Raw genomic sequence first — 22,113 nt, forward strand, 5'->3', positions numbered from 1 at the left:
ACGGGGGCTCTTGTTGCGTTTTCGGTAAGGAGTGGTCAGGGGTTCGTCAAGGATACGCCTGCCGGAACAAAGAAATGTCAAGAAACGGAAAGCCGTGCGTCCGGCGTTCGCGCTCTTGCTATACTTCATGGAAAATGACTCCATCGAACGGCAACGGAGAGGAGAACGAGCGATGCGGCGGATTCTCGCGATCGACGACGATGTGGAGCTGTGCGACCTGCTGTCGGCATTCTTTTCGGGCGAGGGGTTTGAATTCCATGCGGTTCACGACGGACTTTCCGGCATCCGCGAAACCCTGTCGGGAAACTACGACGCGGTGATCCTCGACGTCATGTTGCCCGGGTGCAACGGTTTCGAGGCCTTGCGCGAGATCCGGAGCAAGAGCAGGGTCCCCGTTCTCATGCTGACGGCGAAGGGGGAGCACGTCGACCGGATCGTCGGACTCGAGATGGGGGCCGATGACTACGTTCCGAAGCCGTTCAACACCCGGGAGCTCGCGGCGCGCATCCGCGCCGTCCTGCGCAGGACGGAGACGGGGTGCGGCGATGCGGGAACCGTCGAGATCGGAGACCTCGTCCTCGATACGAAATCGCGTTCCGTGACGATCGCCGGAAAGGCGACTGACCTGACGGGAACCGAGTTCCGGATGCTCGAGCTTCTCATGGCCTCGGCGGGAGAACTTCTCTCGCTCGACAGGATTTCGCGGGAGGTTCTCGGGCGCAGGCATTCTCCGTTCGACCGGAGCATCGGCGTCCACATCAGCAATATCCGTCGCAAGATCGGGACCTATCCGGACGAGTCGGAACGGATTCGGAACGTTCGCGGCGAAGGATACGTCTTCGTGTTTCCGGACAGATCCGAGGGCGGGAGGGAGAAGGAGCAGGTATGAGGAGGCTTTCGCTCTTCTGGAAGGTCTACTTCGGTTTCCTTCTCGCCCTGTTCCTTCCCCTCGCGATCAACGAGGTCATCTTCACGCTCGACAAGGGCCGTCACGAATTCAATCCCCGCCACAACATCGACAGATTCGTCGGATGGACGGCCTCCTCGCTCGCGAAGGAAGCCGCGGAACTTCTCGAGCTCGGCCGTGCGGACGAACTCGCGGTGCGTCTCGCAAAGGCGGGCGCGGAGAGCGGGGCCGAGTTCTCCGTGCGCTGCGCGGAAGGCGGCACCAGGCCCGTCGCCCCGGAGGCGCCGCCTCCCCGGGGCGACGTCGTTTCCGTCGCGGTCCCGTTCGCCGTTTCGGGCGACATCTACGAACTCTCGGCGTTCTTTTCGGTCTTTCGCGGAAAGCCCCCCCTTCCGCCGCGCAATCCGCTGATGTTTCTGATCCCCATGGGAGTCGGGGCGATATTGTGCTTCGTTCTCGTACGGCATATCGTCGCTCCGATACTGGAGCTCCGCGGCGCCACGATGCGCCTCGGACGCGGCGAACTCGCCGCGCGGGTAGGAAATTCGGTGACGGCCAGGGGCGACGAGATCGCCGACCTCGGGATGGCTTTCGACGCGATGGCCGAACGCATCGAGGATCTGATCGTTTCGCAGCGGCGGCTCATGGGCGACATATCGCACGAACTCCGTTCCCCGCTCCAGCGTCTCGACGTGGCGCTGACGCTCGCGCGAAAGGAGATATCGTCCGATGCGGGCGGTTTTCTCGACCGTGCCGGGCGCGAGGCGGAACGCGTGAGCGACATGGTCGGCCAGATTCTCAAGCTCTCGGAGGCCGAACTCTGCCCTCCCGACATGCTTCACGGCGTGGTGGACGTTCCGGTGCTGCTGACCGAAGTCGCCGAGGACGCCCGGTTCGAGGGGTGCAGCGACGACAAGGGAATCCGGCTCGGGGATATGCCGGGCGACCTCGAAATCCGGGGCGACGACCACCTCCTCAGGAGCGCGGTCGAGAACGTCGTCCGCAACGCGCTGCGCGTCACGCCGTCCGGGACGTCGGTCGACGTCGGAGCGGAACGGAGGGGTGAGGAGATCGTCATCTCCATCAGGGATTACGGTTCCGGATTGCCGGAGAAGGAGCTCTCGAGGATCTTCCGTCCGTTCTACCGCATCGACGCCGCGCGCGACCGGGAGAGCGGCGGAGTCGGGCTCGGCCTCGCGATCGCGGAGCGGGCCGTCCGCTGCCACGGAGGAACGGTCGTCGCGCGGAACGCGGCCCCGGGCCTTCTCGTCGAAATCACGCTGCCCGACGGGAACGCGGCCGAAGGGATATAATCGACACACGTACCATCGTGGAGGGAGTGTCATGCCGTGGCGGCATCTGGAACATCCGGCGGACGTCCGGCTCGAGATCGCGGCGGAAAGCCCCGAGGCGCTCGTCGGCGAGTGCTCCCTGGCGTTCTACGACGTCGCGCTCGGCCTCCCGCGAACCGGTTTCGTCCCGCCGCGGCAGCCCGTCGTCATTCCCGGGAGCATGGGAACCGCGAGCTACGTTCTCGCCGCGGAGAGGGGCGCGACCGAATGCTTCTGCTCGACGTGCCACGGTGCGGGCCGCCGCATGAGCCGCGGCGCTGAGGGCTTCGGATCCGGGGGCCCTGATGCGGCGGATGGAGGATCGCGGGATTCTGGTCCGGACCGACAACCTGCGGACGCTCGGCGAGGAGGCTCCCGAAGCGTACAAGAACGTCGACCGCGTCGTCGATGTCGTCGAACGGGCGGGACTCTGCCGGAAGGTCGCACGCCTCCGGCCCCTCGGAGTCATCAAGGGGTAGGGCAAGGAGCGTTCACGTCGTCCTGAACGGCTGGTCGGCGTGAAGATCCCGCAGCATCAGGCAGATCCGCAGTGCGAAGATCTCCGACGGGTCTTTCGGGTCGAAACCGCCGATCTCCGCGATCTTTTCGAGACGGTACGACAGCGTGTTTCGATGGATTCCGAGCCTCCGCGCCACGTCGATCACGGGGGAAGGGCTCGACGCGCTCCGCGCGTTTCTGCGCGAACGGCGTGAGTCATAGGCCGCAACAGGATCATCCGTCGGCGGAGGCGTTCCCGCGTTTTGTCGCGCGTCCTGCTTTCAAGGGCGGCCGGCGCAGTCGTCCCAGAAGCGGCGTTCGAGCGATGCCGCTTCGGAAAAGATGCTCCGGAGCCGTTTCCCGGCGACGCCGTCGAGCGACGGGATCGCCCCGTCGAGCCACGCGAGCGTGTCGTCGACGAGAGCGCCGTATTCGTCTCCGCCGTATGTTGCGAACCACTCTGCGTACGCGGCCGGAATGTGCGAGCGGATGCGCCCCTCGTACCGCGCGGCGATCTCCCGGTAGCTTGCGATGCAGGGCGTCATCGAAACGAGGATCGCGGTCGCGTCCCCTTCCATCGCGATCCGGAGCAGGAAGGCCTCGTACGCGAGCGCGGCGTCGCAGACCTCGAGACCCTCCGTGGCGTCTCTTCCAATGAGGTCATCGTGCATCTCCAGTTCTCCCGAGAGCGTCCCCGCGAGAAGGCGAACCCCCAGACGCCGCGCCGGGCGGTCCGGCGCCCTCGAGACGAACGCCCCCATGCAGCGGAGAAGAACGTCGAGATAGTAGTCGTCCTGGCGGAGATAGAACCGGAATGTCTCCGGCCGGAGCGTTCCGTCCGCCATCGACGAGACGAACGGATGGGCCAGGAGCCTCTCCCATTCGTCTGCAACGGAATCGCGCAGCGTTTCGAATACGGTCATGACAACACCCTCCCTGAATTGACGAAACTTATTCGATAAACCCCTTTTTCCGGTAGATCTCCGTGACGGCCGCGAGCGTCGCCGGGTGGCGCGCGAGAAGGACGGCCCCGAGGATCGCCACGAAGGCCCCGCAGAACGCGATCGTGAGCGGCGCGCCGAACAGCGACGCCGCCCATCCGGCGAGCAGGCTCCCGGTCGGCGCCCCGCCGACCGACGCGGCCACGTAGAGGCTCATCACGCGGCTGCGCTTGTCCTCGTCGACGAGCGTCTGGACGAGCGTGTTGCACGCGACGATCGCCGTGATCAGGCTGAAACCCGTCGGAAGCATGAGGATCGCCGAAAGCGCGAAATGGCGCGACGTCGAGAAGGTCGCGAGGAACATCCCGAGCGACAGGCACGCGAGCGCCATCGTCCGCCCGAGTCCGACGGGCGACGGGCGCGCCGCCAGAAGCAGCGATCCCGCGAGCGCCCCGATCCCCATGGACGCCATCAGAAGCCCGAGCGACTGCGGCCCTCCGGCGAGAACCTCGCGGACGAAGACGGGCATCAGCGTCATGAAGGGCATCCCGAAAAGCGAGAGGAACGCGAGGCCGATCATCGCGTTCCGCAGCGGCGCCACGGACGCGACGGAACAAAGCCCCTCGCCGTACTCCTTCAGGATATTCCGTTTTTCCCGCCGGACCTGAACCGCCGGCATCCGCATCATGAGGAGCGCCGCGAGCGTCGCCGAATAGCTCAGGCCGTTGAGGGCGAAGCAGACCCCCTCGCCGACGAACGCGATGACGTATCCCGCGACCGCGGGACCGACGAGCCGGGAGCCGTTGAAGAGCGTCGAGTTGAGCGCGATCGCGCTGGACAGGTCCTTCGGATCGGGGACGAGCCGCGGGACGAAGGCCTGGCGGGCCGGAAGCTCGAACGCGTCCGAGACGCCGAGAAGGAACGCGAGGACGACGACGTGCCAGTACTGTACGATTCCCGAGAGCGTCAGGATCGCCATCGTGAACGCGTGGACCATGCTCAGGCTCTGGCAGACGAGAATGACCTTCCGGAGGTCGTAGCGCTCCATGAGCGCCCCGGTGAACGTCCCGAAGACGAAGACCGTGAACTGCCCCGTGAAGTCGACGATCCCGAGGCTGAGCGCGGACCCCGTGATGCCGTACACGAGCCAGCTCATGGCGACCCGCTGGATCCAGAGTCCCGTGAGCGAAACGCATTCCCCCGAGAAAAACAGCCGGTAGTTTCTGTGCCGAAAGGCCCGCAGCGCGGGCGCGATTCCGAGAAGCAGCGTCCCTTCCCCCATTCGTCCGACCGGAGTCGTGCGGCGATTGTATCGTATCCGGCGCGAAGAGGGAATGGTGGGCGCGCGATGGGGACGCTTGACGAAGGAGGAGAGGCCGCGTATAGTAAGTAATCGATTACTTACTATACGCGGAGGAGATTGCATGGAAATCGGGAAGAGACGATCTTCGGAGGAGCGGCGGGCGCTCGCCGTCGATGCGGTGATTGACCTCGCCTCGGAGATGAACCCGGCGGACATCACGACGGCCGCAATATCGGAGCGCATGGGGCTGACGCAGGGGGCGCTGTTCCGGCATTTCCCGAACAAGGACGCCGTGCTGCAGGCCGTGATGGAATCGGTCTCCGAGCGGATCCTCTCGCGGATCGACGAGGCGGTGCGGGACGAGGCGTCGCCGTTCGGGGCGCTCCGGGGGATCTTCATGGCGCACGTCGGGTTCGTCGAGTCGAATCCCGGCGTTCCGCGCCTGATGTTCGGCGAACTCCAGCGGACGGAAGAGACGGGCGCGAAGCGGGCGACGGCGGCGTTTCTCGAGACCTACGCGGCGCGGATTCTCGAACGGCTCGACGAGGCGAAGCAACTCGGGCAGGTCTCTTCCGAGGTCTGCATGCGTTCGGCGGCGATGGCCCTCATCGGGAGCATCCAGGGGCTCGTTATCCAGGCGACGCTCTCCGGACGCGTCGGGGACATCCGCGCGGGCGCGGATGCCGCTTTCATCATCTGGCTCAGGGGAGTGTCCGCGGCATGACGGCGCGAATCCGAATCTCCGGACGCAGTCTCGCGTTCTTCGCGATCCTTGCGGCGCTCGGGGGACTCTTCGCGTTCGTCGCCGTGAAAACCGGTCCGTTCGCGGCGGTTCCGGTGACGGTCGCGACGGTCGCGGAGCGAAGCGTCTCTCCGGCGATCTTCGGCATCGGAAATGTCGAAGCGAGGCGTCGCTACGCGATCGGTCCGGTAGCGACGGGGCGCCTCCTGCGGCTCGACGTCGCCGTGGGAGAGCGGGTTCGGGAGGGACAGACGCTCGGCGAGATGGACCCCGCGGACCTTCCCGACAGAATCAGGGCCCAGGAGGCCGCCGCGGGACGCGCCGAGGCCACCGTTCGTGCGGCCGTCTCGCAGCTCGACGACGCCCGGGCGCGGCTCTCCTACGCCGACTCCCAGTCGCGGCGGTTCGAGAAGCTCGTCGGCGCGAAGGCCGTCAGCCTCGAATCCGCCGAGTCGTGGCGCAAGGAACGCGCCGTCGCGGGGGCGCTCGCAGCCTCCGCGGGAGCCAACCTGGCCGCGGCGCGGCAGGAACTCGAGCGGACGCGGGCCGAACGGGAAGCGCTTCTCACCCTGCTGAAAAATCTCCGTCTCACGTCGCCCGTCAACGGACTCGTCGTTTCGAGGGAAGGCGAACCGGGAAGCACAATATCGGCCGGGCAGCCCGTCATCGAACTCGTCGATCCGGAGAGCCTCAGGGTCCACGTCCGCATCGACCAGACGCACGCGTCGGGACTGAAAGCGGGGCTTTCCGCCTCGATCGTCCTGCGTTCGGCCGGAAGGACGTCCCTTCCAGGCAGTGTCTTCAGGGTGGAGCCGCTGGCCGACGAGGTGACGGAGGAGATTCTCGCGAAGGTTGCCTTCGATCGGATTCCCGAACCGCTCCCGTCGATCGGGGAACTTGTCGAAGTGACGATCGCGCTGCCCGTCCTTCCTCCCTCTCCCGTGATCCCGGCCGCGAGTCTCGCGAGCGTCGGCGGACGAACCGGCGTCTGGACAAACGACGACGGAAGGGCCCGTTTCGTTCCGGTGACGCCGGGCGAAAGCGACCTCGACGGGAACCTCCGGATTCTCTCCGGACTGCGACCGGGAGAGCGCGTCGTCGTCTACAGCGCAAGGCCGCTCGACGAGGGCCGGAGGATATCGGTCGTCGAACGCATTCGGGGGACGGCGCCATGATCAACCTCGCCGGAAGGGACATCCTCCACTCGTGGGGCAGATTCGTCTTCACGGGGGTGGGGCTTGGCCTCCTGATCGGAGTGTCCCTCACGATGGCCGGCGTGTACCGGGGGATGGTCGACGACGCGAAGGCGCTTCTCGACAACACCGGCGCGGACCTGTGGGTCGTCCAGAAGGACACGCTCGGACCCTTCGCCGAGCCCTCGGGCGTTCACGACGCGGCGTGGCGGAGCATCCGCGGAGTCCCCGGCGTCGCTCACGCGACGAACGCCGTCTATGTGACCATGCAGGTCGGCGCGCGGGACCGGGACGTCCGCGCGATGGTCGTCGGCGTCGTTCCGGGAATTCCTCTCGAGCCGGGACAGCCGGGGAGTCTCGTCGCCGGGCGCCGAATCACCCGGGGGCATTACGAGGCGCTTGCCGACGTCGCGGCGGGATTCCGTGTCGGGGAGCGCATCCGGATCCGGAAAAACGAATACGCCGTCGTCGGGCTGACGAGCCGAATGGTGTCCTCCGGGGGAGATCCGATGGTGTTCATCCCGCTCCGGGACGCGCAGGAGGCCCAGTTCCTGAAGGACAGCGACGCGATTCTCCAGCAGCGGCGACGGACGGCCGTCAATCCGGTCTTCAACCGGCCGGGTGCGCCGGATGTTCTCGACGCGGTCATCGCCTCGCAGACATCGAGTTCGTCGGTCAACGCGATTCTCGTCCGCGTCGCGCCGGGGGCGTCCGCGGACACGGTCGCGGAGTCGATCCGGCGATGGAAGCGCCTTCAGGTATATACGGCGGCGCAGATGGAGGACATTCTCGTGGGGAAGCTCATCGCGACGTCGGCGCGGCAGATCGGAATGTTCCTCGTGATCCTCGCGATCGTCAGCGCCGCCATCGTTGCGTTCATCATCTACACGCTCACGCTCGGAAAGATCCGCGAGATCGCGGTCCTGAAGCTGATCGGAACGAAAAACCGGACGATCGCCGCGATGATCGTCCAGCAGTCTCTGGGACTCGGCGCGATCGGTTTCGCAGTGGGAAAGGTCGCGTCGACCTTCTGGGCCCCGTTCTTCCCGAAACATGTCCTCCTCATCCCCCGGGATTCGCTGGCCGCTCTCGCGATGGTTCTCGCGATCTGTCTGCTCGCGAGCGGAATAGCGCTCCGGGCCGCGATCCGAGTGGACCCCGCGGAAGCCGTCGGAGGCTGACATGGCGGGGTCGGGAATCGTCGTCGAGGGGCTCCGGAAGCGATACGGCTCCGGAGAGACTGCGGTCGACGCGCTCCAGGGCGTCGACATGCAGGTCGGGGCGGGGGAGGTCGTCGGTCTGATCGGCCCGTCGGGATCGGGGAAGAGCACGCTCCTCAAGTGTCTCGGGGCCGTGATCGAACCGACTTCGGGGCGCATCCGTCTCGGCGACGAAACGATATTCGACGGCGGATGGACGATCCGGGATCTCCGGGCGCTCCGCCGGGACTATATCGGGTTCATCTTCCAGGCGCCGTATCTGATCCCGTTTCTCGATGTGACGGACAACGTGGCGTTGCTTCCGATGCTTGCCGGACGGCCGAACGGGGAGGCGCGCAACCGGGCGCGGGAGCTTCTCGAGGCGCTCGGGTGCGCGCACCGGGCATCGGCGATGCCGGCGACGCTCTCGGGGGGCGAACAGCAGCGGGTCGCCATCGCCCGCGCGCTCGCGAACCGGCCGCCGATCGTCCTCGCGGACGAACCGACCGCTCCGCTCGACGGCGAGCGGGCGCTCGCCGTCATCGGCATCCTGAACGCGATGGCCCGGAAGTACGAAACGGCGATCATCGTAGTGACGCACGACGAAAAGATCATCCCGACCTTCCGGAGGATCTACAGGATCAGGGACGGAATGACCGTCGAAGAGGCTGGGGAAGGGCGGATTCCCGGAGCGAGCGCCGGCGGGCGCTGACTCCGCCTCCTCCGACGCCGGAAGCGTGACGCCTATGGGACTTCGTCGGGGTCGTTGTGTCGCAGGAAGATGTCGGGGAAGCGATCCTCGACGAGATCGAACGCCCTCAGAAGCTCCGGATTGAAATGCTCCGGACGGACGCGTCCGTCGCCCTTCGTGATGATCCCGACCACGCGTTCGTGCGACAGAGGCGGCTTGTAGGTCCGGTACGACCGCAGCGCGTCGTAGATATCCGCGATCGCGGCGACCTGTCCCTCCCAGGGGATCTCGTCGCCCCTGAGTCCGGAGGGGTATCCGCTCCCGTCCCATTTTTCGTGGTGCGTCAGGCAGATGTTCCGAGCCATCGAGAGCCACGATGCGTTCCCGATGATCTCCGCTCCCCAGACGGGATGGTTCGTGATCACCTTGAACTCTTCGGAGGTGAGGGGACCTGGTTTCGAGAGGATCTCGGTCGGTACCTTGAGCTTTCCGATATCGTGGAGCCGCGCGAAGAGCGCGATGTCCTCCTGCTCCGTCACGTCCCGCCCGATCGCCCACGCGAGCAGTCGGCAGTACTCCCCGATCCGCGAGATGTGGGCCGCCGTCTCGTCGTGATAGATGCTCGTCACGAACTGGAGCTTCTCGGCGAGGTACCCGTAGGAGCCCTTGACCTCGCGGCGCATCTTCTCGCCGTGGATCAGGCCGCCGAGGTAGGCCGCGACCGGCATCAGCGTCTCGATCAGGAACGGGTCCTCCCGCATCGGGGAATCGAAGGCGACCTCGAGGACCCCCTCCTCTTCGCCGGCCTGGAAGAGCGGGATCAAAAGTTCGCTCCTGACCTTCGGATGCACGGGATGCGCCGTGGGATTCGTCGAGATGTCGGAGACCCACACCGGCTGACGCGTCTCGATGCTCTGCGACGCGACGATCCCGTCCTTCCTGATGGAGAAGTTCAGGAGCTGGTTGTCGTAGCCGCTCGATGCCACGAGACGGAACAGATCGTCCTCGACGGATGATACGAGGACCCCGAACGCGCCGATGTCCTCGCGGATCGCCGAAAGCGTCACGCGGATGCCGCTCAGGATGTCCGCATTGGCGACGAAGATCCGGGAGATGTCGAGCGTCCGTTCCCACACCGACTCCCGCAGCAGGAGCTGGTTGTTCGTCTCTTCGAGTTCCTGGTTCATCGCCTCCGTCTCTTCGTTGAAGGACGCGATTTCCTCCTGCTGGCGCGAGATGACGTGGAAGAGGCCGTAGAGATCCTGGACGAAGGTGTCGATCTCACGGACGAACGTCCTGCGTATGGTGGAAAACTTCGAAGCCAGCATCGAAAGCGCCTCGCTCGCCCCCTGGAGATCCTTTCCTCCGATGTCCGAAAGCCGCGTCCGCATCTCGTCGGCGAGCGATGCGATTTCCGCGATGCTCGAGTAGATTCCGCGCCGCCAGAGAAACCAGAAGAGAACGATGACCGCGAGGCTCAGAAGGGCGATCGAGGACTGCCAGAGGGCGCCGAGAACCGCGGGGACGAGAAGATCCTTCAGCGGGTATATGACGGACAGCGAAAGGCCGTACGCGATCGAGGACTGTCTGACGACGATTCGCGAACCCTGGTGGGATGGAAAGATCGTCCAGACGTTGTCGGGGATCTTCCTGCGGGCGACGAACCCCCGGGCGCGGAAGTGGGCGCGAAGCGGGGATTCCTGATTTTCGCCGCCCATCCAGAGAATGTGCCCCTGCGAGTCGAAGATGACGGGGAGAAAGGTCTGATTCGCGAACTCCTCGAAGTCCCGCATATCCGGGCTGATGGCGGCGAAAACGCGGAGCCCCCTGATTTTGGTCACCCGAACCAGGAGATTCCGGCCGTAGGCGTCGAGAAGGTCGGTCGCCGTCCATTCCGGGGTCAGGATATCCGGCGGCAGCTCGAGTCCGTTCGGAAGCCATCCCTTGATGGAAAGCTGAATGCTGTTTCCGTCCAGGAGTGCGATCACGAGAACGGAGCCGCCCGCATCCTGTATGGGAGCCTTTCCGACGGTGACGGTCCGGACGATCTCCTCCGCTGCCTCCACCTGCTTCCGCAGCAGGACGGCGACGGTCTTCTGGAAGGTCTCTGCCCGATCCTTCGCGGCATCGAGCCTGCCGACGATGTGGAAATACATCGAGAGCCCCGCCTGCGCGAGAACGACGGAGAGAAATATTGCGATCATTATGGAAAAGATGCTGCGTATGGAAAACGTCCGGCGCTTCATCGCAGCCCCCGTGCGAACTCTTTCCGCGGCGGCGCTCCAGCCGTCCCGGAGAGCCGTTTCCACGCCCGGTCGCTCAGCGAGAAAAGCGATACGGGCTGCTGCATGTCGCCGTTGACGTCGACCGGGACGACGCTGCCGACAGTCGGGACGTTTTTCAGGCGTTTCAGCGCCGCGGAAATGTCCCGCGGCGCGTTCGATTTCGCGTCCCGGACCGCCGCATCCAGCATGGCGACGGTGTCGTATCCCGTGGAGAGCGTGATCGGCGTCAGCCTCCGGCCATACGTGTCCTCGACGAACCGGAGGAATTCGTTCTCGTCGGAGTCCCATTGCCTGTGCGTTGTCGCTGCGATGATCAGACGGTCGCCGACAGTATTGGCGAGCTGCGCCGTACGGTGCGAAATCGCCCAGTTCGACGCGAAGATCGCCATCCGGGGAGCCTGGGCGTTGACTGTCCGTGCGGCGATTCCTGCGAGCCAGTCGGGCAGCACGAGCAGCACGGCGTCGGAAGACGCGTCCTCGCTTCCGAAATCGGCGATATGTCTGTCGAGTGCGCCTTTGAAGACGACCGTCCGCTTCGGAGGCATTTCCGCCCCGGACTCGAAGTCCCGGATGAAGTCCTTGACGTACCGGACATTGAAGCCGCTGACGACAGCCGTATAGGAGCGGATTCCCATGCGTTTCGCCGCCCGGCCCAACTCCTTGCCGCCGCTGTCGGGACGGGACCGGAAGACGAAGTCGTCGGATCGCGCGAGGTAGTCTCCCGGAGCGAGACAGATCGTCGGCAGGTTCGCGCGGCGCGCGGCGTCGGCGAGAAGCGACGCGAAGCTCGTATTGATGCCGCCCACGACGGCGACGGCGCTTTGGTGGGCGGCGAGCTGCATTGATGTTTCCATATCGATGCCTGAAAAGGGAATCGGAGCGAAAACGTGGGAGGAAGATCGGGAGTTGAAGAACTCCATCGCGAGGACGACGGCCTGGAGGCTTTGTCTCGAGACGACCGACGAAGACAGATCAGCCTCCTCGAAAAAAAGCGCAACCGGAACGACGTTCGGACCGCGCCCCGTGACGAGGAGGAAGAGACCTGCTATACACACTGCGGCGACAAGGAAATACCTCGGAATTTTCCGCACGCGGCAGCCGCCCCCGAGCCTATGAATCTGAATAGAAAATAATAACGACTACTTTGTAAGGAAATTCTACCACACATTATTCTGTCGGCGTGTCATCTTCGTGTAAAAGATTCAAATGGTTCCCGTCACGTAACGGAATTCCGGACCGTCGTATTCGGCGACATCCGCGGCGTGCCTTTTCCGGAACGTTCGCGATACGTGGCGTTCGCACTTCGGTTACGCAGGAAGAGTTGAATAAAGACACACAAGATCACGCAGAAGGAGAGTGTCCGTTCATGAAACGACCCGTTCTTGCGCTCATCCTCACGCTGTCTGCCCTGTGCCTTGGCTCCCGAACGGCGACGGCGGGAGAAATTACCGTCTACACCGCCCTCGAAAACGAGCAGGTCGGCGACTATCTCAAAGTCTTCGCTCTACGGCGTCCGGATATCACGGTCAACGTGGTGAGGGATTCGACCGGCATCATCACGGCGAAGCTGCTGGCGGAAAAGGATAATCCCGTAGCCGACGTCGTATGGGGAACGGCCGCGACGAGCATGCTCGTGATGGCCGATCTCGGGATGCTCGAACCGTATGCGCCGGCGGGGCTCGATCGCGTGATCCCATCCTTCCGCGACGGCGCGAATCCTCCGCTCTGGGTAGGCATCGATGTGTGGGAGACCGCGATCGTCGTGAACAGGATCGAGGCCGAAAAGGAGAAGCTTCCCGAAATCCGCGGATTCGAAGACCTTCTCAAACCGGAGCTGAAGAGGAAGATCGTTATGCCGAACCCGGCGTCTTCGGGGACGGGATTCCTGACGGTTTCCGCGATTCTGCAACTCATGGGCGAGGAAAAAGGGTGGAGCTATCTCGAAAAACTCAATGGACAGATCGCGTTCTATACGCATTCCGGGTCGAAGCCGGCGAAACTCGCAGCTTCGGGCGAATGCACCGTCGGCGTATCGTTCGGATATGCGGGACTGTCGCAGAAAAAGAAGGGAGCTCCGGTCGACGTGATCTTCCCGCGGGAAGGTTCCGGCTGGGAAGTCGAAGCGAACGCGCTTGTGAAAAAAACGTCCGTGAAGGCCGACGCGAAGGCATTCCTCGACTGGGCGATCGGCGATGAAATCATGAAGGAATATGCGAAGAACTATCCGATCACGGCTGTAAGGCTTTCCGGTACGGGATTGCCGGAAGGGTATTCGAAGGATCCCGTGAGTCAGCTTGTCGCGAAAAACGATCTTCTCTGGGCGGCGAAAAACCGCGACAGGATCCTGAAGACCTGGAGCGCGAAATTCGAAGGCTCGTCAGTGACGAAATAGCGTCGTCCGTCTTCCGCTTCCCCCACCTCCCGGCGGAGAGACCGCTTCGGCCGTCATCCGTATGCCGGAGCGGTCTCGAATGTCCGGAAAGGAGTATCCCATGGCGTATCTCGATGTATGCGATCTATCGAAGAGGTTCGGTGACAGGAAGGCGCTCGACCGCGTGAGCGTCTCCGTCGAAAGGGGAGAGTTCGTCTGCATCCTCGGGCCTTCGGGGTGCGGCAAGACGACTCTCCTGCGTGTCGTCGCGGGGCTGGAAACGCCCGACGAGGGCGTCATCGCGCTGAACGGGAATGACATTACGAGTCTTCGTCCGTCGGGGCGGAATTTCGGGATCGTCTTCCAGTCGTATGCACTCTTTCCGAATCTGACGGCCTACGAAAACGTCGCCTACGGACTGAAAAACCGCGGCCTGTCATGTCGCGGCACGCAGCGCATCGTCCTCGGAATGCTTCGGACCGTGCATCTCTCCGATTGCCGCGATTCCTATCCGGCGCAGCTTTCCGGCGGACAGCAGCAGCGGGTGGCGCTCGCCCGCGCTCTTGTCCTGTCGCCCGACCTGTTGTTGCTCGACGAACCGCTCTCGGCCCTCGACGCGAAGGTACGCACTCTCCTGCGCCGCGAAATCACGGGGATCGTCCGCTCCCTTGGGATCACGGCGATCATGGTGACGCACGACCAGGAAGAGGCGCTCACGATGTCCGACAGGATCGTCGTGATGAACCGCGCCCGCGTGGAGCAGACGGGGACGCCGCAGGAAATCTACGAGCGCCCCACAACGTCGTTCGTGGCGGACTTCGTGGGATCGGTGAACTTCATTTCCCTCGGACGTCATCCGAGCGGACGCATCGCCATTCGCCCAGAGGACGTCGCGGTCGAGACCGGTCCGTCGTTCGATTCGCTCCGCGCCGTGGTCGAATCGATGGAATACAGGGGAGCCTTCTGGCGTCTCCTGCTCGACAGCGAGGGAAGCAGCATTCTCTCGGACATTCCCGCGCGCGACTTTGCGGCGCATGGTTTTCGCATCGGACAGGACGTCTACGTCCGCATCCCCGACTCGCGGGTCATTCCGGCTCTGCGGCTTTCCTGAGGAGAAGACGGTGACGGCGAGGAGACGAACGTTCCGGATCGAACACGTCGTTCTCGCGGCGTTCGTCGCCGTCATGTTCCTGTTCGTGCTCGCCCCGCTCGCATCGCTCCTCGTACGGGCTTTTCAGGATCGGGCGGGGAATTTCGCGGGACTTCGCAACTTCCGGGAGTACATCGCATCGCCGCATCTTTCCGTCTCGTTCGCGCACAGCCTTTTCGTGTCCTCTCTCTCGGCCGTTCTGGCGGTACTGTCGGGGTTCGCCTACGCATACGGCGTCGAACGGACGCCCCTTCCGTTGAGGGGGGTATTCAGATACATCGCCCTGTTGCCGCTTTTTTCCCCGACGATGATGCATGGGATCGGCCTCGTCTATCTGATCGGGCGCAAGGGGATGCTCACGTCGCTCGGTCTCGACGTACAGCTGTACGGTCCGGTCGGGATCACGATCTCGGAACTTGCGTACGTCTTCCCCCAGGCCTTCATGATTCTCTCGGTGTCGCTTCGGAACGCGGACATGCGTCAGTACGAGGCCGCGACGATGCTTGGCGCTACCCCGTTCGGGACGTTCCTCAGCGTGACGCTCCCCGGCGCCAGATTCGGACTTGTCAGCGCGTTCTTCGCGTGTTTTTCGCTCGCGTTCACCGATTTCGGCGCCCCGAAAGTCGTCGGTGGAAATTACTCGGTCCTTGCGACGGATATCTACAAACAGGTCGTCGGGCAGCAAAATCTCTCGATGGGGGCGGTTGTCGGGATCGTGTTGCTTGTCCCGGCCTTTCTGGCGTTTGCGGGAGACCGCCTTGCGTCGCGTCGCGCGGGAGGAACGATACAGTCGCGTTGCGTCCCGCTGCGGATCACGAGCCGTCCGGCGATCGACGCTTCCTTCCTCGTAATCTGCATATGCGTTGCGGGAGCAATCCTGCTGCTGCAGGGAGCGGTTCTCGTTGCGTCGTTCGCGACCTTCTGGCCGTACGATCTCGCGCCGACGTTCGGGAACTTCCGGTTTGGCGCGACGGCAGGAGGCGAAGGCTTCGCCCCGCTGTGGACGAGTCTTCGGATGTCGTTGCTTACGGCTTTGGCGGGGACGGCGTTCACTTTCTGCCATGCCTATCTCGTCGAAAAATGTTCTCCGCCGCGCACCTTTTCCCGCATGGCGAGGCTGTCTGCGTTTGTTCCCCTCGCGTTGCCGGGACTCGTCATCGGTCTGTCGTACATTCTTTTCTTCAATGCGCGCGCGAATCCCCTGAACGGTATGTACCAAACCATGGCGCTTCTTGTCGCCGCAAACATCTCGCATTTTTTCTCGGTTCCGTATGTGACGTCGGTCGCGGCGCTGAAGAAACTCGCGCCGGAGTTCGAGGAAGTCTCGGAAAGCCTTCGTGTCGGACGGACGACGACGTTCCTGCGCGTGACGGCGCCGATGTCGCTTCCCGCTATCGTCGAGATCGCGCAATTCTTCTTCGTCAATTCGATGACGACCGTTTCGGCGCTCGTCTTTCTGTACTCGCCCCGGATCAGACCGGCCTCGATTGCCGTCGTGAATATGGAAGACGCGGGGGATATCGCCTCCGCCGCGGCGATGAGCGTCGTCATCATCGGCGCCAATCTCGCCGTCCGTGCGCTCTGCGACCTCGGGACGCGACGGTTGAAACGGCGCGCATCGGCCTGGCTCGGAAGCGAAGGGTCGGGAACACTTCGATAAAGGGGGAAAATACATGACGCGAAAGATCGCGTGCGTGATCTTCGACTGGGCGGGCACGACGGTGGATTTCGGAAGCCTCGCTCCAGTGGACGTTTTCCTGAGGCTATTCGCGGACGAGGGGATCCCCGTCTTTCGGGAGGAAGCGCGTTTGCCGATGGGACTTCCCAAGAAGGACCACCTTCGGGAAATACTCCGGCAGAGGCGGGTGTCGAGGTTCTGGCGCACCCGCTTCGGGACTGCCTGGACGGAGGCGGATGTCGAACGTCTCTACACGGCGTTCGAACCGGCGTTGTTGTCGATCCTCAGAAACCACGCCGATCCGATCGAAGGAGTGAGAGAGGCCGTCTTGAATCTGCGTGGCCGCGGAATCCGTATCGGATCGACGACCGGATATACGCGACGAATGATGGATGTCCTCGCCCCTCTCGCCGCGGAGAGGGGATACTCGCCTGACGCGCTGGTAACGCCGGACGACGTCTCCTTGGGGCGTCCCGCGCCGTTCATGTGCTATCGCAACGCGATCGAACTCGGCGTCTACCCGATGTCCGATATGGTGAAAGTCGGAGATACGATCGCCGATATTTCCGAAGGAAAAAACGCGGGGATGATTTCGGTCGGCGTCGTGATCGGATCGAACGAGATGGGGCTCTCCCGCGAAGAAGCGGACGCCTTTTCGAGCGCGTCGTTCAGCGAACGCGTCGAGCGCGTTCGAAGACGGTTTTTCGAGGCCGGGGCCGATTACGTTATCGGGAGTATGGCCGAGCTGCCCGGATTGATCGATCGGATCGAGGGGGAATGATGAGCGTGTGGTCGAGACGGAAGGAAAGCGGGAACGAGTATCTTCTGTTGACGCCGGGGCCGTTGACGACGACTCCGGGCGTCCGGTTCGCGATGATGAAGGACATGTGCACATGGGACCGCGACTACAACGGGCGCGTCGAAGAGATACGACGCAGGCTCGTGAAACTCGCCACGCATGACGACATGACCTATACCTCCGTTCTCCTGCAGGGCAGCGGAACGTACGTCGTCGAGGCGGCCATGGGGACGTTCGTTCCCCGGGGCGGAAAGCTTCTCGTCATCGAGAACGGCGCATACGGACGCCGGATGGCGGAGATTGCCCGTGTCCTCGATATGCCGTTCCTCGTCCTTTCCTTCGGGGAAACCGAAGTCCCGACTCCCGGAGCGGTCGCCCGCGCGCTCGGGGAGCACCCCGAAGTCACGCACGTGGCGATGGTCCACTGCGAGACGACATCCGGCATCCTGAACGAGGTCGCTCCCATTGCGGAGGTCGTGAAGGAAGAGGGAGAGCGGATTTTCGTTCTCGATGCGATGAGCAGTTTCTGCGGTGTTCCGCTCGACGTCTCGGATCTTGGCGTGGACGTCCTTCTCTCGAGTTCGAACAAGTGCATCCAGGGTGTTCCGGGGTTCGCGTTCGCGGTCGCCCGAAGGAATATCCTCGAGGCGTGCGGGGGACGGGCCCGGTCCGTGTCGCTCGACCTGTATTCGCAATACCGGCAGATGGAAGACGGCGGCGGAAAATGGCGTTTCACCTCTCCGACGCACGTCGTGAACGCGTTCCTGCAGGCGCTCGACGAACTCGACGCGGAAGGCGGCGTCGAAGCGAGGTTCCGCCGGTACTCGGAAAACCAGCGCGTGCTCGCCGGAGGAATGCGGAGCCTCGGTTTCGAATCGATCGTGCCGCCCGAACATCAATCTCCCGTGATCACGACGTTTCGCTATCCGCACGCAGGCTTCGACTTCGAGACCTTCCATTCGCGCGTGAAGGCGTGCGGATTCGTCCTCTATCCCGGCAAGGTGGCGCGCGTGGAGAGCTTCCGCGTGGGCAGCATCGGCGATATCCGTCCTGACGACATCCGTGAGCTGCTCGAAGCCGTCGCGTCTACGGGAATGTGTCCGTCCGGGTGATGGTCCCCTGATTTTTCGGCGTCGAGCACATATCCGTCCATTTCGCCCTTATGATCGCTGATGAGCTCCCGAAGGTGGGCGGATGCGGAGCGCAGAATGTCGAGGAGATGCGCGACGTCGTCAAGAACGCGTTCTATCGATGCTGCGGAATCCTCCGCTTCCGAAGCCCGGTTCAGGACGACCGAAACGCTGTCCCCGACGGCATGGCAGGTTCTCATCTGCTCTTCCGCGATCCGGACCGTCCCGTCGACGCGCTCGCTCACGACGGACGCGGCGAGTCGGACGCTACCGGATACGGCATTCATCGCTTCGAGATTCTCGAGGCCCGTCTCTCCCAACGCCTTGCCGGAACGCGATGCCCTGGCGATTTCGCCGATGCTTTCGAGGACGACCCCAGCGAGATTCTTCGCCTGCGATACGGCTTCGCGACTCTGCGCCGCGAGACGCCGAACCTCGTCGGACACGACGGCGAAACCTCTCCCGGCCGTGCCGGCCCTCGCTGCCTCGATTGCGGCGTTGAGTGCCAGAAGGTCGGTCTGATCGGCGATATCCGAAATCATCCGGACGATGCCGCCGATTTCGCGAACGCCGCTTTCCATGCACGATACGGTGTCGTCCATCCTGGCGAACCCGGCGGCCATGCTTCGCACGGATTCCATGGCGGATGCCTCGATCCCGCGTGCCTCGAGTATCCCGGCCTCCATTTCCTCCGCAGCAGTCCTCGCCATCCCGGAGCCTGAGGCGACGATCGCCGCTTCTTCGGCGACCGATGCCGCATCCTTGAGAGCTTCTTCGAGAGAGTGTCTCGTATCCTGCATTTTGCCGTGCAGGTCGCGGCATTCGTTCCTGATCCGCACAAGGACATCCTCTATAGTTTCCGTCACGGAATCGAGCGCTTCCGACTGCCGCGACAGAGCGGTTCCGTCGGATCTGAGCCGGAGCAGGAGCGAACGTTCCCGCTCGATCATGTCGTTCATGGCTTGCCCGACGCGCGCGATCTCGTCGCGGTCGCCGCTCTCCGCGCGAACCGTCAGGTCTCCGGCGACGACCCGCTTCGAGATTCCTTCGAGCGTATCTATCGGTTTCGAAATATCGCGGCGCAGTTTCAGGAGCGCGACGCCGATCGCGAGAACAACGGTGCAGGCGATCGCAAGCTGTTCCGCCCCGAAACGTCTCACGGGAGCGAGAACGCCCTCCCGCGAAGTGGCCGTTACGGCACGGAGGCCGTACGGGAGCGCTTCGGAGTGGATGAAGAACGCATCGTGCCCCTTGTCTCCGGAGAGAACGGCGCCGAGGAATGCCTTCGTTTTCGGGGAAAGTCCTCCGGTTTCGTCCGCGATTCGTCGTCCGGACGCGGCCGGATCGTCGGCACCGAGGACCATTCCCGATTCGTCCAGAATCAGCATGTGTCCGTCCGAACCCTGCCGTTGCTTCGCGATGACCGCCGAGATCTCTTTCAGGGAAATGTCTCCCGTGAAGACGCCGAAGATTCTTTTTCCGTCGTACAGGGATACCACGGGAACGGCCAGCGTCACGACGGTTTCCCCGCTTTTTTCGTCCCTGTATGGTGCGGTAAGGACGGGTTTCCCGCGTCCGGTCGCTTCGCGATACCACTCTGTGTTCCTGACGTCGAAAGAAACGTCCGGGATCCACGCGTTTCCGTCGAGATATCGTCCGTCGGGGAGCGCCAGGGAAACGTCGAGAAACCCTGCCGGAGCGCTTTTTTCCGAGAGATCCCTGACGTAGTCTCCCGTCGTTCCCGGCAGGATCCCGAGATTTTCCATCATGAAGGACATGTTGCGCGATGCGGTGAGAAGGACGTTTTCCATTCCGCGCAGCCAATTCCTGACGGCTTCCGCCCCGATGTGCGCCGCTAGCGCCTCGTCCCTTCGGGCCTGATCCAGCATCAGACCGGTGCTCCTGAAGTATGCCAGTTCCGCCATCAGGCACACCGCGAGAACCACTCCGACAGTCGCAAGCGACAGTCGCGTCCGTATCGTCGTCGAATTTCGCATGGGCATTCCCTCTTTCCGTCGGAAGCGTCTTTGTGTAGTGCGGGCGGGACGATGGAGAACCCGTTCTCCAAGTCTATGGACGATGCGTAACGGAAGAGGGTACGCGAATGAACGGGAACGTTACGATTCGGCACGATGAGGTTGTTCTTTCCGTATTCGGCGCACATCGCTATAATGCCGTATGAAACGGAAGGAAAGGGGCGGACGCATTTTATGGAAGGGACGACCAGGGGACTCAATTTCCTCGAAGAGATCATCACGGAGGATCTCAAGGCGGGCAGGGTGACATCCGTCGTGACCCGCTTTCCTCCGGAGCCGAACGGATACCTCCATATCGGGCACGCGAAGTCCATATGCATCAATTTCGGGCTTGCGGAAAAATTCGGCGGCGAGTGCAACCTTCGCTTCGACGACACGAACCCGGCGAAGGAAGAAACGGAATACGTCGATGCGATCCAGCGTGACGTCGCCTGGCTCGGTTTCCGATGGGCCGGGGCGGTTCGCTACGCCTCGGATTATTTCGACCGGTTCTACCGGTGGGCGATCGAACTCATCGAGGCGGGGAAGGCCTACGTCGACGATCAGAGCGCCGAGGAGATCCGCGCCAACCGCGGGACGCTCACCGAACCCGGAAAGAACTCCCCCTGGAGAGACCGGACGGTCGGGGAGAACCTCGACCTGTTCGAGCGGATGCGCTGCGCCGAATTTCCCGACGGGTCGCGCGTCCTGCGCGCGAAGATCGACATGGCGCACTCGAACATCAACATGCGCGACCCCGTCCTCTACAGGATCCTGAACACGGACCACCACCGGACGGGCTGGCAGTGGTGCATCTACCCCATGTACGACTTCGCGCACGGCTACGAAGATTCGATCGAGGGCGTAACGCACTCGATCTGCACGCTCGAATTCCAGGACCACCGCCCGCTCTACGACTGGTTCATCGACAACGTGAGCACTCCCTCGAAGCCGCACCAGTACGAATTCGCCCGCCTCAACCTGAGCCATACGGTCATGAGCAAGCGCAAGCTGCTGCAGCTCGTGCGCGAGAAATACGTCTCGGGGTGGGACGACCCCCGGATGCCGACGATCAGCGGACTGCGGCGCCGGGGCTATACGCCGTCGTCGGTCCGGCGCTTCTGCGAACTCATCGGTGTCGCGAAGGCCGACAGCATGGTGGAGATCGAACTGCTCGAACACTGTCTGCGAGAGGAACTCAACGCCGCGGCGCAGAGGGCGATGGCCGTCCTGCGCCCGCTGAAGCTCGTCATCGGGAACTGGCCGGGAGATCGCGTCGAGATGGTGCAGGTCGAGAACAACCCCGAGGATCCGAACGCGGGCAGCCGCGAGGTTCCGTTCTGCCGCGAGCTCTGGATCGAGTCGGACGACTTCATGGAAGTTCCGAAGAAGGGATTCTTCCGGCTCTCTCCGGGCACGGAGGTCCGTCTCAAGGGGGCCTACGTCGTCCGATGCGACGAGGTCGTCAAGGACTCGAGCGGTGCTGTCGTCGAGCTGCGCTGCACCTACGATCCCGCGACGAAGAGCGGCGACGCCGCAGGGCGAAAGGTCAGGGGGACGCTCCACTGGGTGTCGGCGAGACACGGCGTGCACGCCGAAGTGAGGCTCTACGATGTCCTTTTCACGTTGCGGAACCTCGCGGACATGGAAGAGGGGCGGGACTACCGCGAATATCTCAATCCCGAATCGCTCGTGGTCTGCGAGAACGCCGTCGTCGAACCGATGCTCGCGTCCGCGAAGGAGGGCGAGAGCTTCCAGTTCCTCCGGCAGGGATATTTCTGCGTCGATCGGGATTCCACGCCGGAGCGCCTCGTCTTCAACCGATCCGTCGCGCTCAAGGACGCGTGGGCAAGGATTCAGGCGCGCGGATAGGGGCGCGG

17 protein-coding genes and 2 pseudogenes are annotated in these 22,113 nt (G+C 63.6%); 13 read left to right on the forward strand and 6 right to left on the reverse strand.

Going from position 1 to position 22,113, the window contains the following annotated elements; translation table 11 throughout:
• Positions 1-172: 172 nt before the first annotated feature.
• The 3 genes and pseudogenes from ACZ5IU_RS08595 to ACZ5IU_RS08605 all read left to right on the forward strand — a co-directional run bounded on the left by ACZ5IU_RS08595 (position 173) and on the right by ACZ5IU_RS08605 (position 2,717).
• Positions 173-889 carry a response regulator transcription factor gene (locus ACZ5IU_RS08595; RefSeq protein ID WP_464416294.1) on the forward strand — a complete coding sequence of 239 codons (717 nt, stop codon included), beginning with the start codon at positions 173-175 and terminating at the stop codon, positions 887-889.
• The gene (locus tag ACZ5IU_RS08600) at positions 886-2,220 is read left to right on the forward strand and encodes an ATP-binding protein (protein ID WP_464416296.1); all 1,335 of its coding nucleotides are present in this window, start codon (positions 886-888) and stop codon (positions 2,218-2,220) included. The genes ACZ5IU_RS08595 and ACZ5IU_RS08600 overlap by 4 nt, the downstream gene beginning before the upstream one ends.
• Positions 2,221-2,419: 199 nt before the next feature.
• Positions 2,420-2,717: pseudogene (locus tag ACZ5IU_RS08605) on the forward strand (RtcB family protein).
• A 12-nt stretch (positions 2,718-2,729) separates the two neighbouring features.
• On the opposite strand, the gene ACZ5IU_RS08610 reads toward ACZ5IU_RS08605, so the two are convergent.
• The 3 genes from ACZ5IU_RS08610 to ACZ5IU_RS08620 all read right to left on the reverse strand — a co-directional run bounded on the left by ACZ5IU_RS08610 (position 2,730) and on the right by ACZ5IU_RS08620 (position 4,959).
• The gene (locus tag ACZ5IU_RS08610) at positions 2,730-2,903 is read right to left on the reverse strand and encodes a helix-turn-helix domain-containing protein (RefSeq protein WP_464416298.1); all 174 of its coding nucleotides are present in this window, start codon (positions 2,901-2,903) and stop codon (positions 2,730-2,732) included.
• Between the two features lie 114 nt (positions 2,904-3,017).
• Entirely contained in the window at positions 3,018-3,659 is a 642-nt protein-coding gene (locus ACZ5IU_RS08615; protein ID WP_464416299.1) for a TenA family protein, read from the reverse strand.
• A 28-nt stretch (positions 3,660-3,687) separates the two neighbouring features.
• On the reverse strand, positions 3,688-4,959 hold the full coding sequence (locus ACZ5IU_RS08620) for an MFS transporter (RefSeq protein WP_464416301.1): 1,272 nt from the start codon (positions 4,957-4,959) through the stop codon (positions 3,688-3,690).
• A 142-nt stretch (positions 4,960-5,101) separates the two neighbouring features.
• On the opposite strand from ACZ5IU_RS08620, the gene ACZ5IU_RS08625 reads away from it, so the two are divergent.
• Genes ACZ5IU_RS08625 through ACZ5IU_RS08640 form a run of 4 tightly spaced genes read left to right on the forward strand, consistent with a single transcriptional unit; the run spans position 5,102 to position 8,826 of the window.
• Positions 5,102-5,704 carry a TetR/AcrR family transcriptional regulator gene (locus tag ACZ5IU_RS08625; protein ID WP_464416303.1) on the forward strand — a complete coding sequence of 201 codons (603 nt, stop codon included), beginning with the start codon at positions 5,102-5,104 and terminating at the stop codon, positions 5,702-5,704.
• Positions 5,701-6,897 (forward strand): efflux RND transporter periplasmic adaptor subunit, encoded by a 1,197-nt coding sequence (locus ACZ5IU_RS08630; RefSeq protein WP_464416305.1) that lies wholly within the window; start codon positions 5,701-5,703, stop codon positions 6,895-6,897. Before ACZ5IU_RS08625 ends, ACZ5IU_RS08630 begins: the two co-directional genes overlap by 4 nt.
• On the forward strand, positions 6,894-8,096 hold the full coding sequence (locus tag ACZ5IU_RS08635) for an ABC transporter permease (protein WP_464416307.1): 1,203 nt from the start codon (positions 6,894-6,896) through the stop codon (positions 8,094-8,096). The genes ACZ5IU_RS08630 and ACZ5IU_RS08635 overlap by 4 nt, the downstream gene beginning before the upstream one ends.
• Before the next feature lies 1 nt (position 8,097).
• Complete coding sequence (locus ACZ5IU_RS08640) at positions 8,098-8,826, forward strand: ABC transporter ATP-binding protein (RefSeq protein WP_464416309.1); 729 nt, start codon at positions 8,098-8,100, stop codon at positions 8,824-8,826.
• 32 nt (positions 8,827-8,858) lie between these two features.
• Here the strand turns inward: ACZ5IU_RS08640 and ACZ5IU_RS08645 are convergent, their stop codons facing one another.
• Both ACZ5IU_RS08645 and ACZ5IU_RS08650 read right to left on the reverse strand, forming a co-directional pair.
• Positions 8,859-11,114, reverse strand: coding sequence for an HD domain-containing phosphohydrolase (locus ACZ5IU_RS08645; protein WP_464416311.1), 2,256 nt, complete (start codon positions 11,112-11,114; stop codon positions 8,859-8,861).
• On the reverse strand, positions 11,048-12,181 hold the full coding sequence (locus tag ACZ5IU_RS08650) for an ABC transporter substrate-binding protein (RefSeq protein ID WP_464416313.1): 1,134 nt from the start codon (positions 12,179-12,181) through the stop codon (positions 11,048-11,050). The genes ACZ5IU_RS08645 and ACZ5IU_RS08650 overlap by 67 nt, the downstream gene beginning before the upstream one ends.
• A gap of 275 nt (positions 12,182-12,456) precedes the next feature.
• Between ACZ5IU_RS08650 and ACZ5IU_RS08655 the strand changes: the two genes are divergently transcribed.
• From ACZ5IU_RS08655 to phnW, 5 genes are all read left to right on the forward strand, one after another.
• Positions 12,457-13,482: a putative 2-aminoethylphosphonate ABC transporter substrate-binding protein gene (locus ACZ5IU_RS08655; RefSeq protein WP_464416315.1), complete on the forward strand. Its 1,026-nt coding sequence runs from the start codon at positions 12,457-12,459 to the stop codon at positions 13,480-13,482.
• A gap of 79 nt (positions 13,483-13,561) precedes the next feature.
• The gene (locus ACZ5IU_RS08660) at positions 13,562-14,572 is read left to right on the forward strand and encodes an ATP-binding cassette domain-containing protein (RefSeq protein ID WP_464416317.1); all 1,011 of its coding nucleotides are present in this window, start codon (positions 13,562-13,564) and stop codon (positions 14,570-14,572) included.
• 10 nt (positions 14,573-14,582) lie between these two features.
• Complete coding sequence (locus ACZ5IU_RS08665) at positions 14,583-16,271, forward strand: putative 2-aminoethylphosphonate ABC transporter permease subunit (protein WP_464416319.1); 1,689 nt, start codon at positions 14,583-14,585, stop codon at positions 16,269-16,271.
• Between the two features lie 13 nt (positions 16,272-16,284).
• On the forward strand, positions 16,285-17,070 hold the full coding sequence (gene phnX, locus ACZ5IU_RS08670) for a phosphonoacetaldehyde hydrolase (protein WP_464416321.1): 786 nt from the start codon (positions 16,285-16,287) through the stop codon (positions 17,068-17,070).
• A 5-nt stretch (positions 17,071-17,075) separates the two neighbouring features.
• A complete protein-coding gene (gene phnW / locus ACZ5IU_RS08675) occupies positions 17,076-18,200 on the forward strand; it encodes a 2-aminoethylphosphonate--pyruvate transaminase (RefSeq protein ID WP_464416323.1) in 1,125 nt (374 codons plus the stop codon).
• Positions 18,201-18,439: 239 nt separating this feature from the next.
• On the opposite strand, the pseudogene ACZ5IU_RS08680 reads toward phnW, so the two are convergent.
• Positions 18,440-20,221: pseudogene (locus ACZ5IU_RS08680) on the reverse strand (methyl-accepting chemotaxis protein); the annotation flags it as partial.
• Positions 20,222-20,428: 207 nt separating this feature from the next.
• Between ACZ5IU_RS08680 and ACZ5IU_RS08685 the strand changes: the two are divergent.
• The gene (locus tag ACZ5IU_RS08685) at positions 20,429-22,105 is read left to right on the forward strand and encodes a glutamine--tRNA ligase/YqeY domain fusion protein (protein WP_464416325.1); all 1,677 of its coding nucleotides are present in this window, start codon (positions 20,429-20,431) and stop codon (positions 22,103-22,105) included.
• The last annotated feature ends 8 nt before the right edge of the window (positions 22,106-22,113 follow it).

The organism is Lactivibrio alcoholicus, assembly GCF_055390895.1.